This is a genomic window from Dactylosporangium maewongense (assembly GCF_039531485.1).
GTDB classification, from domain to species: Bacteria; Actinomycetota; Actinomycetes; order Mycobacteriales; family Micromonosporaceae; genus Dactylosporangium; species Dactylosporangium maewongense.
The window spans coordinates 75,809-87,994 of record NZ_BAAAQD010000006.1 but is presented as its reverse complement, the minus strand read 5'-3'; the positions used below and the strand labels follow the sequence as shown (position 1 = coordinate 87,994).

Annotated in this window: 13 protein-coding genes; 8 read left to right on the top strand and 5 right to left on the bottom strand. The window is 74.0% G+C overall.

The genetic code is table 11. The annotated features are described in order from the left end of the window. Positions 1-21 precede the first annotated feature (21 nt). On the bottom strand, positions 22-525 hold the full coding sequence (locus ABD332_RS16970; RefSeq protein ID WP_344502893.1) for an NUDIX domain-containing protein: 504 nt from the start codon (positions 523-525) through the stop codon (positions 22-24). Between ABD332_RS16970 and ABD332_RS16965 the strand changes: the two genes are divergently transcribed. The 4 genes from ABD332_RS16965 to ABD332_RS16950 all read left to right on the top strand — a co-directional run bounded on the left by ABD332_RS16965 (position 524) and on the right by ABD332_RS16950 (position 4,412). Continuing rightward, positions 524-1,183 (top strand): nucleotidyltransferase family protein, encoded by a 660-nt coding sequence (locus ABD332_RS16965; protein WP_344502892.1) that lies wholly within the window; start codon positions 524-526, stop codon positions 1,181-1,183. The genes ABD332_RS16970 and ABD332_RS16965 overlap by 2 nt on opposite strands. A 194-nt stretch (positions 1,184-1,377) precedes the next feature. Then, positions 1,378-2,247, top strand: a complete 870-nt coding sequence (locus ABD332_RS16960; protein ID WP_344502891.1) for an AAA family ATPase — start codon at positions 1,378-1,380, stop codon at positions 2,245-2,247. Further along, complete coding sequence (locus ABD332_RS16955; RefSeq protein WP_344502890.1) at positions 2,237-3,301, top strand: vWA domain-containing protein; 1,065 nt, start codon at positions 2,237-2,239, stop codon at positions 3,299-3,301. Before ABD332_RS16960 ends, ABD332_RS16955 begins: the two co-directional genes overlap by 11 nt. Next, positions 3,294-4,412: an XdhC family protein gene (locus ABD332_RS16950; protein ID WP_344502889.1), complete on the top strand. Its 1,119-nt coding sequence runs from the start codon at positions 3,294-3,296 to the stop codon at positions 4,410-4,412. The genes ABD332_RS16955 and ABD332_RS16950 overlap by 8 nt, the downstream gene beginning before the upstream one ends. Before the next feature lie 3 nt (positions 4,413-4,415). Here ABD332_RS16950 and ABD332_RS16945 read toward each other — a convergent pair whose 3' ends face one another. Continuing rightward, on the bottom strand, positions 4,416-4,697 hold the full coding sequence (locus ABD332_RS16945) for a LysR family transcriptional regulator (RefSeq protein ID WP_344502888.1): 282 nt from the start codon (positions 4,695-4,697) through the stop codon (positions 4,416-4,418). Between the two features lie 217 nt (positions 4,698-4,914). Between ABD332_RS16945 and ABD332_RS16940 the strand changes: the two genes are divergently transcribed. The 4 genes from ABD332_RS16940 (at position 4,915) to ABD332_RS16925 (ending at position 9,794) form a co-directional block, all read left to right on the top strand. Then, a complete protein-coding gene (locus ABD332_RS16940; protein ID WP_344502887.1) occupies positions 4,915-5,454 on the top strand; it encodes a (2Fe-2S)-binding protein in 540 nt (179 codons plus the stop codon). A 174-nt stretch (positions 5,455-5,628) separates the two neighbouring features. After that, a complete protein-coding gene (locus ABD332_RS16935) occupies positions 5,629-8,013 on the top strand; it encodes a xanthine dehydrogenase family protein molybdopterin-binding subunit (protein ID WP_344502886.1) in 2,385 nt (794 codons plus the stop codon). After that, the gene (locus tag ABD332_RS16930) at positions 8,010-8,861 is read left to right on the top strand and encodes an FAD binding domain-containing protein (RefSeq protein ID WP_344502885.1); all 852 of its coding nucleotides are present in this window, start codon (positions 8,010-8,012) and stop codon (positions 8,859-8,861) included. Before ABD332_RS16935 ends, ABD332_RS16930 begins: the two co-directional genes overlap by 4 nt. 180 nt (positions 8,862-9,041) lie before the next feature. Beyond that, positions 9,042-9,794 carry an SRPBCC family protein gene (locus ABD332_RS16925; RefSeq protein WP_344502884.1) on the top strand — a complete coding sequence of 251 codons (753 nt, stop codon included), beginning with the start codon at positions 9,042-9,044 and terminating at the stop codon, positions 9,792-9,794. Positions 9,795-9,911: 117 nt separating this feature from the next. Here the strand turns inward: ABD332_RS16925 and ABD332_RS16920 are convergent, their stop codons facing one another. Genes ABD332_RS16920 through ABD332_RS16910 form a run of 3 tightly spaced genes read right to left on the bottom strand, consistent with a single transcriptional unit; the run spans position 9,912 to position 12,177 of the window. Further along, positions 9,912-10,505: a hypothetical protein gene (locus ABD332_RS16920; protein WP_344502883.1), complete on the bottom strand. Its 594-nt coding sequence runs from the start codon at positions 10,503-10,505 to the stop codon at positions 9,912-9,914. Continuing rightward, positions 10,502-11,371, bottom strand: coding sequence for an amidohydrolase family protein (locus tag ABD332_RS16915; RefSeq protein ID WP_344502882.1), 870 nt, complete (start codon positions 11,369-11,371; stop codon positions 10,502-10,504). The genes ABD332_RS16920 and ABD332_RS16915 overlap by 4 nt, the downstream gene beginning before the upstream one ends. Next, positions 11,368-12,177, bottom strand: a complete 810-nt coding sequence (locus ABD332_RS16910) for a metal-dependent hydrolase (RefSeq protein ID WP_344502881.1) — start codon at positions 12,175-12,177, stop codon at positions 11,368-11,370. The genes ABD332_RS16915 and ABD332_RS16910 overlap by 4 nt, the downstream gene beginning before the upstream one ends. Between the last annotated feature and the right edge of the window lie 9 nt (positions 12,178-12,186).

Here is a 12,186-nt window from a genome sequence, read left to right as displayed (position 1 = left end):
CGACAGCGCCCGGCGCTGGGGTTACCAGTCGGCGGAGGCGAGGTAGCGGGCCATGGCGTCGGTGTGCGTGGGGAAGCACAGCTGCTGGGGGCCGACGCCGATCTCGAAGCCGAGGGACTCCTCGGTCGCCACGGAGGCGGGGATCGCGGACAGGGGGCGCGGGGGGAGCACGCCGAAGACGATGAGGTTGCTGCCGGGGGTGCTCTGGACGTCGAAGAGGCGGACGTCGGCGGGGTCGGCCAGCAGCGTGGTCTCCTCGCGCAGCTCGCGGACCATGCCCTCCTGCCAGGTCTCGCCGAACTCGATGAAGCCGCCCGGCAGGGCCAGCTCGCCGCGCTTCGGCTCGATGTCGCGGCGGACGAGGACCAGGCCGCGACCCTCGTCGGTCTCGACGGGCAGGAGCGTGACCGCCACGGGCAGCGGGTTTCGCCAGGTCGTCTCGCCGCAGGAGGCGCAGACGCGGGGCCACGGCGCGTTCGACGCATAGGCGACGCCGCAATACGAGCAGTGATCGTGCAGGGCCATGAGCAAGGAGCGTACCGGCGGTATTAGGCTGCACCGAGGAGCACCCAGGAGCACGGAGGAGTCCCCGCTGAGCGCGATCGTCGGACTGGTTCTCGCCGCAGGTGGCGGCCGCCGGTATGGCGGGCCCAAGGCTCTCGTGCGCCACCACGACGGCCGTTTGCTGGTCGAGCGCGCCGTGGCGACCCTCCGTGAGGGCGGCTGCACGCGGATCGTGGTGGTCCTGGGCGCCGAGTCGGCGCGGGTCCGCGACGAGGCGCAGCTCGGTGACGCGCGGCTGGTGGACAACCCGGCCTGGAAGAGCGGCATGGGCTCGTCGCTGCGGGTGGGGCTGGCGGCGGTCGCCGAGGCCGAGACGGAGGCCGACGCGGTCGCGGTCGCGGTGCTGCTGGTCGACACGCCCGGCATCGGGCCCGACGCGGTGGCCAGGCTGCTCGCCGCGGCCAGCAGCGGGTCGAAGGCGCTGGTGACCGCGTCGTACCAGGGGAAACGCGGCCATCCGGTGATCCTCGGCCGCGACCACTGGGCCGGCGTGAGCACCCTCGCGACCGCTGACGTCGGCGCGCGCGCCTACCTGATCGCCCACGCCGACCAGGTCCAGGCCGTGCCGTGCGAGGACATCGCCGACGACACCGACCTCGACGTCCCGCCGGAGCAGTAGCCGCCGGACGAGCCGGACAGTCGGAGCCAGCAGCCGCCGGACGGGCCGGCCGACCGGAGCGGCAGGCAATGCCCGTACACCTGCCGCAACCGGAACCAGAGCGGCGGGCGCTGCCAGTACATCCGCCGCAACCGGAACCGGAGCGGCCTGGTGCGGCAGTAGCCGCCGGGAGAATCCACGCGCATAGTGGAGCGGTGCCGGACTTCGAGTCTCCGGCCGCGCTGGCGGCCGGCCTGGCCGACGCGGGCTACCTCGCCGACGAGGGCCTCGCGATGGCGGGCTTCCTCGCGCTGCGCCTGCACCGGCCGATCTTCCTGGAGGGCGACGCCGGCGTCGGCAAGACCGCGTTCGCGGCGGCGCTCGCCGAGACCGCGGGCGTCGAGCTGATCCGCCTGCAGTGCTACGAGGGCCTGGACGCCTCGCACGCGCTGTACGACTGGGACTTCGCCCGCCAGGTCCTGCACCTGCGGGCGGTGGAGACGGCGGCGCACGGCGCACTGTCGGCGGAGGAGCTCGAGGCGGACCTGTACCACCGCCGGTTCCTGCTCGCCCGGCCGCTGCTGCGGGCGATCGAGCGGGCACCGTGCGTGCTGCTCGTCGACGAGGTCGACCGGGCCGACGACGAGTTCGAGGCGTACCTGCTCGAGGTCCTCGCCGACGCCGCCGTGACCGTGCCGGAGCTCGGCACGATCACCGCCGAGGTGCCGCCGGTCGTGGTCGTCACCAGCAACAGGACCCGCGAGGTGCACGACGCGTTGAAGCGCCGCTGCCTGTACCACTGGGTCGGCCACCCCACGCCGGAGCGGGAGACCGCGATCCTGCGGCGGCGCCTGCCGGGCCTCGACGAGCGGCTCGCCGCGCAGGTCGCCGCGGCCACCGCCCACCTGCGGACCCTCGACCTGGTCAAGCCGCCGGGCGTCGCCGAGGCGATCGACTGGGCCGCGGCGCTGCGCGCGCTGGCCGCGGACACGCTGACCGCCGGGCTCGCCGACGCCACCCTCGGCGTGGTGCTCAAGGTCCGCGAGGACATCGAGCTGGCAGCGGGGACCGTCGGTGCTCGTTGAGGTGGCGGCGAAGCTGCGGGCGGCGGGGCTGCCGGTGACGCCCGACCGGCTCGCCGCCTTCGGCGAGGCCCTCGACGCAGCCGGGGTCGCCCACGCGTACTGGGCCGGCCGGCTCACCCTGTGCGGGTCGCCCGACGACATCGCCCGCTACGACGCGGCGTTGCTGACCGGGGCGTCGCGGGCGCGTGGCCCGTCGTGGCAGGTGCGGCGGCTGCCGGAGCGGTCCCTGTTCCGGGCCACGATGCCGCCGTCGGCGGAGGCCGGCGGGCAGGACCCGGCGCTGTCCGTGCGGGCCGCCGACACCGAGGTGCTGCGCCACCGCGACCTCGCCACCCTGTCACCCGCCGAACGCGCCGAGGCCCTCGCGCTGCTCGCCCAGGTGGCGCTCGCCGACATCACCCGCGCCGGGCGGCGGCACCGGCCGGCGGGCCACGGGCGCGTCGACCGCCGTCGCAGCGTCCGGGCGATGCTGCGGGCCGGCGGCGAGCCGAGGCCGCTGCTGCACCAGCGGCGGGCGCCGCGACCCCGCCGGCTCGTGCTGCTGATCGACGTGTCGGGGTCGATGTCGCCGTACGCGGACGCCCTCCTGCGCCTCGCGCACGCCCTCACCCGGCACCGTCCACGGTGGACGGAGACGTACACGCTCGGCACCCGGCTCACCCGCCTCAGCCCGGCGCTGCGGACCCGGGACCCGGAGGCGGCGATGCGGGAGGCCGGGCGGCTCATCCCCGACTGGCGCGGCGGGACCCGGCTCGCCGACGGGGTCGCCGCGTTCGTCCGGGGCGACGGCCGCCGGGGTGCCGCCCGCCGCGCCGCGGTCGTCGTCTTCAGCGACGGGTGGGAGTCCGCGGAGCCGGCCCGGCTCGGCGCCGCCGTCGCCCACCTGCGCCGTCTCGCCGCCCGGACCGTCTGGGTGAGCCCGCACGCGGGGCGTCCGGGCTTCGCCCCGACCGCCGGCGGCCTCGCCGCGGTGCTCCCGCATGTCGACGCGCTCGTGGCGGGGCATACGGTGGCGGCGCTACACGCCGTCCTTGAGGAGGTCCGCCGTGCGTGAGGTTCTCAGCGAGCTGCTCGGCTGGTGGGAGTCCGGCCGTACCGTCGGCATGGCCACCGTCGTGCGCACCTGGCGCAGCTCACCGCGCCCCGCCGGCGCCACGATGCTCGTCGGCCCCGAGGGCGACGCGGTCGGCAGCGTCTCCGGCGGCTGCGTGGAGGGTGCCGTCTACGAGCTGTCCCGCGAGGTCGTCGACTCCGGTTCGCCGGTCGTCCAGCGGTACGGTGTGAGCGACGACGACGCGTTCGCCGTGGGCCTGACCTGCGGCGGGATCATCGAGCTGCTGGTCGAGCCGGTGTCGCGGGACACGTTCCCCGAGCTGGACCGGGTCGCCGCGGCGATCACCGCCCGCGAGCCGGTCGCCGTCGTGTCGGTGGTGGAGGGCCCCGACGACCGCATCGGACGGCGGCTCGTGGTCTGGCCCGCGTCCACGTCCGGGTCGTTGGGGTCCGAACGGCTCGACGCGGCCGCCGCCGACGACGCCAGGGGGCTGCTGGCCGCCGGGCGGACCGACACGCTGCACTACGGCCTGGACGGCGAGCGGCGCGGCGAGGGGCTCACGCTGTTCGTCGCCTCCTACGCGCCGCCCGCCCGGATGGTCGTCTTCGGCGCGATCGACTTCGCCGCGTCGGTGGCCCGCATCGGGGACTTCCTCGGCTACCACGTCACGGTCTGCGACGCGCGGCCCGTGTTCGCCACGTCGAAGCGGTTCCCCGGCGCCGACGAGGTCGTCGTCGACTGGCCGCACCGGTACCTGCGGGCGGAGCTGGACGCCGGCCGCGTCGACCCGCGCACCGTGGTGTGCGTGCTGACCCACGACCCGAAGTTCGACGTGCCCGTGCTGCAGGTGGCGCTGCGTGAGGACCTCGCCTACGTGGGTGCGATGGGATCCCGCCGTACGCACGACGACCGGCTCGCCCGGCTCAGGGAGGCGGGGATGACGGAGGAGGAGCTGGGCCGGCTGTCCTCGCCGATCGGCCTCGACCTCGGCGCCCGCACCCCGGAGGAGACCGCCGTCAGCATCGCCGCGGAGATCATCGCGGGACGCTGGGGCGGCGGCGGCGCGCGGCTGACGACGACCGCCGGCCGCATCCACCACGAGGTGTCGTAGGCGCTAGCCGTCCGGTGGCTGGCAGCCGGGCTGGTCGCGGCCGCGGCGCAGGTTGTTGAGCAGCTGCTGCCCGTCCGGTGACAGCGCCACCCGGCGGCTCGTCCGCGCGAACAGCCGCGCACCGACCCGCAGCTCGAGCGACCTGATCGCCTGGCTGATCCGCGCCGTCGACACGTGCAGGCGCATGCCGGCGCGGCCGAAGTGCAGCTCCTCCGCAAGGGTGAGGAACGCCTCCAGCTCGTGCCGCGCTGCACCGTGGTGGTCGATCCGTCGATCCTCACCCATATCGCCGTCGATCGACACTCGGGTGGGAGTCAGGAAGCCGACACTTCACCGCCGCCGTCCGCGGCGGTCTCGTCGCTGGTCTGGCGGAGCTGATCGAAGTCAAGACCCGCGGAGGGTTGCGTTGATCACTGCTTGTGCGATCTGCTGATCAGGCAGTGGCCCGGGTGCGTCCGCCGCGCGACGGGCCGTTTCGGCACGTCCCCGCGGGAGGTCAAGCGTGTCCTCTTCCCATCGCGTCCGGGTGAGCGTCGACGTCGACGGCAGTCGCTACGTCGACGATGTCGAGCCCCGGACCCTCCTGGTTCATCACCTGCGAGAACGTCTCGGCAAAATCGGCACGGTCGTCGGCTGCGACACCAGCAACTGCGGTTCGTGCACGGTCCTGATGGGCGACCCCGACGGCGTCCAGCACTCCGTCAAGAGCTGCTCCGTGCTCGCCGTCCAGGCCGACGGCGCCGCCGTCACCACGATCGAAGGCCTCGCCGGTCCGGGCGGGGCGCTGCACGCCGTGCAGCAGGCGTTTCACGAGCTGCACGCCCTGCAGTGCGGCTTCTGCACGCCCGGCATGATCCTGTCCGCCGTCGACCTGCTCCGCGACAACCCGGCGCCGACCGAGGAGCAGATCCGCGAGGGCCTGTCCGGCAACCTGTGCCGCTGCACCGGATACCAGAACATCGTCCGTGCGGTGCAGTCCGCCGCAACGGCCTTGCAGGCGGCCGGCGAGGACGTCCCACTCAAGGATGAGGTGACGGCATGACCGGCCCGGAGCGCAGCGGAGGGCCGGTCATCATGGGCGCAGGCTTCGGGTCAGGCCGGCGCCGGAGCGCAGCGGAGGTGACGGCATGACCGGCCCGGAGCGCAGCGGAGGGCTGGTCATCATGGGCGCAGGCTTCGGGTCAGGCCGGCGCCGGAGCGCAGCGGAGGTGACGGCATGACCGCCGTCGTCGAACCGTCGGCCACCGCGGGGGAGGTCGGCGCGGCGCGCCGGCGCAAGGAGGACGCGCGGCTCATCACCGGGCGGACCCGCTGGACGGACAACATCGCGCTGCCCGGGATGCTGCATCTGGCGATCCTGCGCAGCCCGCACGCCAGCGCCCGCATCACCGCCGTCGACGTCGGTCCGGCCCTGCGGATCCCGGGCGTCGTCGACGCGTTCAGCGGGGCCGACGTCGCCGAGATCCAGGGCAGCCTGCCGTGCGCCTGGCCGGTCACGGAGGACATCGTGCACCCGGTCCGGCCGCCGCTCGCCGACGGCTTCGTGCGCCACCACGGCGAGGCGGTCGCCGTCGTCGTCGCCCGTGACCGCGACACCGCCGCCGACGCGCTCGACGCGATCGAGGTCGAGTACGAGCCGCTGCCGCCGGTCCTGGACCTGGAGGCCGCGTCGCGCGACGAGGGGCTCGTCCACCCCGACAAGGGCACCAACCGCTCGTACACCTGGATCTTCGACTCCGCGCAGGCCGGCACCGGCACCGACGTCGCCGCAGAGGCCGCCACCGCCGAGGTGACGCTGCGCCGCCGGTACGTCCAGCAGCGGCTCATCCCCGCGTTCATGGAGCCCCGCAGCGTCGTCGTCGACCCCGGGATGGGGGAGTACACCATCTGGTCGGCCACCCAGATCCCGCACATCCTGCGGGTGTTCTACGCGCTGCTCACCGGCGTGCCCGAGCACAAGATCCGGGTCATCGCCCCCGACGTCGGCGGCGGCTTCGGCGGCAAGCTGCAGGTCACCCCGGAGGAGATGATCGCGTTCTTCGCCGCACAGCGCGTGCAGAAGCCGGTCAAGTACACCGAGACCCGCGGCGAGTCGATGCTGTCGGCGCACCACGGGCGCGACCAGATCCAGGACATCACGCTCACCGCCCGCCGCGACGGCACCCTGACCGGCATCGACGTGAAGCTCATCGCCAACATGGGCGCCTACCTGGGGCTCGTCGGGCCGGGCGTGCCGATCCTCGGCGCGTTCATGTTCAACTCGATCTACAAGGTGCCCGCGTACCGCTTCGAGTGCGTCGGCGTCTTCACCAACACGACCATCACCGACGCCTACCGCGGCGCGGGCCGGCCCGAGGCGACGTACGCCATCGAACGGGCCATGGACGACCTCGCCGACGAGCTCGGCATGGACCCCGTCGACCTGCGCCGCCGCAACTGGATCAAGGCGGACGAGTTCCCGTTCACCACGGTCGCCGGCCTCGTGTACGACTCCGGCGACTACGACGCCGCGACAGACAAGGCCCTCGACCTGTTCGACTACGCCGGCCTGCGCGCGGAGCAGCGGCGCCGCCGGGACAGCGGCGACCCCGTGCAGCTCGGGATCGGCGTGTCCACCTACACGGAGATGTGCGGCCTCGCGCCCTCCCGCATCCTGGGCGCGCTGCGGTACGCCGCCGGCGGCTGGGAGACGGCGTCGGTGCGGGTCCTGCCGACGGGCAAGGTCGAGGTGGTCACCGGCACCAGCCCGCACGGGCAGGGGCACGTGACCGCGTGGAGCCAGATCGTCGCCGACGAGCTCGGGGTCGCGTTCGAGGACGTCGAGGTCCTGCACGGCGACACCCGCACGTCGCACAAGGGTCTGGACACGTACGGGTCCCGTTCCCTCGCCGTCGGCGGGGTCGCGCTGGTCGAGGCGTGCCGGAAGGTGCGCGACAAGGCCCGGGTCGTCGCCGCGCACATGCTGGAGTGCAGCCCCGACGACATCGAGTTCACCGGCGGCGCCTTCCGCGTCCGCGGTACACCCGACGCCGCGAAGACGATCGCGGACACGGCGTTCGCGGTGTTCGCGGCGCACGACCTGCCCGACGGGGTCGAGGCGACCCTCGACGCGGACGCGACCTTCGACCCGCAGACGTTCTCGTTCCCGCACGGCACCCACCTGTGCGCGACGCTCGTCGACACCCAGACCGGGCGGGTCAGCATCCACCGGTACGTGGCGGTCGACGACGTGGGCAAGGTCGTCAACCCGCTCATCGTCGAGGGACAGGTGCACGGCGGTGTCGCGCAGGGCATCGCACAGGCGTTGCACGAGCAGGCGGTGTACGACGAGTCCGGCACCCTGCTGACCGGGTCGTTCGTCGAGTACACGATCCCCAGCGCGGCCGACCTGCCGCACCTCGTCACCGACCGCACGGAGACGCCGGCGACCTCCAACCCGCTCGGCGTCAAGGGTGTCGGCGAGGCCGGCGCCATCGCGTCCACCCCGGCCGTCGTCAACGCGATCGTCGACGCGTTGCGCCCGTACGGCGTGGACGACATCGCGATGCCCTGCACACCCGAACGGGTGTGGCGGGCGATCAAGCGCGGAGGTGTGGCGTGATCCCCGTGGCGTTCGACTACCTGAGACCGTCCACAGTGGAAGAGGCGGTGGCGGCGCTCGGCTCCTCCGACGACGCCAAGGTCCTCGCCGGCGGGCAGTCGCTGCTGCCGGTGCTGCGGCTGCGCCTCGCCGCGCCCGCGCTGCTGGTCGACCTGGCCGGCGTGCCCGGGCTCAGCGGGGTCCGGCTCGACGGCGACACGCTCGTCGTCGGCGCCATGACCACGCACGCCGAGGTGGCGTCGTCGCCGCTGGTCCAGCGGCACGCGCCGCTGCTCGCGGCCGCGGCGGCGACCGTCGGCGACCGGCAGGTGCGGCACCGCGGCACGATCGGCGGGTCCCTCGCGCACGCCGACCCCGCCGCCGACCTGCCCGCCGTCGCGGCCGCCCTCGACGCCACGTACGTCGTCCAGGGCCCCGCCGGGCGGCGGTCCGTCAGCGCCGCCGACTTCGCGGTGGACCTGTTCACCACGGCGCTCGCCCCCGACGAGGTCCTCGTCGAGATACGGCTGGCGGGCGCGAACGGCTGGTCGGCGCACTACGAGAAGTTCCACCGCACGGCGCAGGCGTGGGCGATCGTCGGCGTGGCGGTCGCGGTGTCCCGCTCCGACGGCGCCATCGCCGGGGCGCGGGTCGCGCTGACCAACATGGGGCCGGTGCCGCACCGCGCCGTCGAGGTCGAGGCGGCGCTGACCGGAGCGCCGGCGACGGCCGAGGCGGTGGCGGCGGCCTGCGTCTCCGCCTCCTCCGGCACGTCACCGGTGGACGACCTCACCGCCTCCGCGGACTACCGGCGCGACCTGGCGCGGGTGCTGACCACGCGGGCGGTGTGCCGGGCGCTGGGCGTCTGAGAAGCCTGTCAGGGGGCCGCCCGGTTCCGGGCGGCCCTCGTCCCCGCGGCGCGCCGGACCCGGTCGGGGAACCTATCGCGTGGCCGTGCTGCGCGGCGCGCGCCGACGGGACTATGGTCGGAAGCGCGGTCCGGATCACCGGGCGGGCCGTTGCCGCCGAGCGCTGGGGGTCTGACGACCGTGCTGCTGGAACACAGTTTCACCGTGCCCGTCCCGGCGTCGCAGGCGTGGGACGTGCTGCTGGACATCGAGCGGATCGCGCCCTGCATGCCGGGCGCCGCGCTGACCTCCTTCGAGGGCGACGACTTCGCTGGGACCGTCAAGGTCAAGCTGGGTCCGGTGAGCCTCACGTTCAAGGGCAAGGGCCGGTTCGTCGAGCGGGACGAGGCCGCGCACCGGGTGGTGCTCACCGCGTCCGGCGCCGACAGCCGGGGCGGCGGCACCGCATCGGCGAGGGTGACGGCGCAGCTGCACGAGGCCGGCGACGGCGGCACGAGGGTCGAGGTCGCCACGGACCTCGACATCACCGGCAAGGCCGCCCAGTTCGGCCGCGGTCTCATCGGCGACGTGAGCGCGAAGCTGATCGGCCAGTTCGCCGACTGCCTGGCCGGCAAGGTCGCCGCGGGCGGTCCCGCCGCGCCCGCCGCGGCGCCGGCTTCAGCGGCCGACTCGGACTTGGCCGTTGCGTCGGACTCGGTTTCAGGTCCGGCTGCGGTGCCGGACTCGGTCCCGGTCGAGGGGGCGCGGTCCGCGCCCACAGCGTTGTCGGAGGCCTCCGTGTCGGTGCAGCCCGATGACGAGGTGGAGCCGATCGACCTGCTCGCCGTCAGCGGAGTCGGCGCGGTCGTGCGCCGTGCCGTCCCGTACGTCGTGACCGCCGCCGCCAGCTTCGCCGTCGTGTTCGGCATCATCTGGTGGATCAAACGCCGCTGACCGCCTGCCGCAGCGCCACTGCCCACTTCAGGGCCGCCGCCCGCCGCTGACCGCCCGCCGCCGCGCCGCTCCACCCGCGGTGCTCCGGCGACGGCAGGGCGGGCGTCCGGGCTCGTCTCAGCCGGCAGCGGCGGCGCGGCCCTCCGCGAAGAACCCGGCCACCGCGGTCGCGTCGCCGAGGGCGCTCAAGGGTCGTGCGGCACCGAACGACACGTTCCAGAAGGCGCCCTCGCGCGGCGTCCACGGGCCGACGTACGCGTACGGCTCGGGGATCGCCGAGTCGCCCGTGGACACCCCGTAGTTCACCTCGTCGAGCGAGATGCCGACGTCGAAGTGCTCCGGCCACAGCACCGGCGTGAGGTCCGGTGCGAACAGGCGCAGCGCCGCGTCGCCGACCGCCAGGGCGCCCAGGGTGGTGCTCGCGCCGGTGGTCACGACCGGGTCGCCGGGCCGGGCGCCGGAGCCGTCCTTGTAGACGCCCTCGGCGGCGCCGACGTCCAGCCCCGCGGCCGCTGCCAGCTGGGCGAACGTCTGCCCCTCGTACGGGATGCGGCGCCCGTCGACGACGAGCGCGTCGGCCTCGGCCTGCACGTCGGGTGCGGCGACGGTGGCGAAACCGGCCGGCGTGACCCTGAGCCGAATGGTGCCGCTGCGCCGGTACTGCGGGCCGGCGAGCAGCAGCTCCGCCAGGCCGTGGAAGGAGTTCGTCACCGTTCCATCATGCCCGCCGCGTTGCCCCAGCAGACCGCCCGCAGCCAGTCGTCGCCGAACCCCAGGCGCCGCAACGAGTCCAGCTGGTGCGCATAAGGGTGCGGGATGTTGGGGTAGTCGCTGCCGAGCAGCACGCGACCCGCGAGACCGAGCTCCTCCACCCTGGGGAGGAGCTCCGGCGGGAAACCCGGGAAGAACGTTGTGAAGACCATCGTCGTGTCGAGCATGACGTTGGCGTACCGGTCGGCGAGGTCGAGGAAGCCCTCGTACTCGGGCGCGCCGAAGTGGGCGATGACGGCGACGAGCGACGGGTGGCGGCGCAGCACCTCGCCGAACGGGCCCGGTCCGGTGTACCCGTTGGCGACGGGACCGGAACCGGCGTGCACGACCACCGGCGTGCCGGTCTCGGCGAGCCGCCCCCAGACCGGCTCCAGCAGCGGATCGTTCGGGTCGTAACCACCGACCTGCAGGTGCACCTTGAAGATCCTGGCGCCGCCGTCGAGCGCCGCGTCGACGATCCCGGGCACGCCGGGCTCCGGGTAGAACGTCGCGCTCGGCACGCACCCCGGCGTCCGAGCGGCGAAGCCGAGCGTCCACGCGTTGAGGTCGGCGGCCATGTCGGGACGGTGCGCGTACGCCAGGGCCGTGAAGTGCCGCACCCCCATCTCGCGGAGGTGGTCCGCCCGTTCGGCGTCGCTTCCGCGGTACCGGATGGGCCACGGCCGCCCGACGAGCGGACCCCCGGCGTCGAAGTGGGCCCAGACCTTGCGCATCATGCGCTCAGGCAGGAAGTGCGTGTGCACGTCGAACAGGCCGGGCAGGCCCAGCGCCTGCCAGAACGCGGGGACCTCGTCGTCATCGTTCACACGGATATGTTGAACCGTTCGAGCAGGATCGGCGCGACCAGCAGGGAACCGGCGAAGATCGCGACCGTGGTGAAGACGATGCGCAGCACGACCGTCTCGGTCTTGTCACCCGCGGTCAGCGCCACCGAGTGCGGCAGGCCGATGTTGCGCCACAGCCGCCGGCCGGTCGGGATCGGCCAGAAGATGGGGGAGCCGTGCCGGGTGATCATGTCGCCGGCCAGATGGATGAGCCCGCCGACGCCGACCGCCATTCCGAGCAGCGGGTAGCCGCGGTCGCCGGGGAGCCGCTCGTAGACGAGGTACGCGGCCCCCGCGGCGGCGAGGGTCACGATGAGCCAGCCGGCGCGCTCCGCCCACCGCTCGAACAGCCCGCGCAGCGCCATCGCGAACGCGAAGAACAGCACGCCCATGACGGCCCACTTGCCGAACGCGTTGCACAGCGCCAGGGTGCCGTACCCGACACCGACGTTGAACACGATGGTGTGCGTCAGGGTCCGGTGCCCGTTGCGGCGGCGCGGGTCGTGCTTGAGGCGGGTCAGCATGTAGACGCCCAGTGAGAACTTCTCGACCACCTCGGCCAGGAACAGCGTCAGCACCCCGAACGTGTGCGCCACCGTCGCACCGCCCTGCCGGGTGGTGACCCGCCCCGACAGGTCGAGGTCAGGCAGCAGCGCGCCACCGGCGCAGATCGCCGTGCCGACGGCCAGCTGGAGCGGCGTCTGGTGGAAGTCGGCGAGCTGGTCCAGCGCTAAGGAGCCGGCCAGCCACACGGCCGCCCCGGACAGCGCATGCGAAGAGCCCATCATGATCCGGAC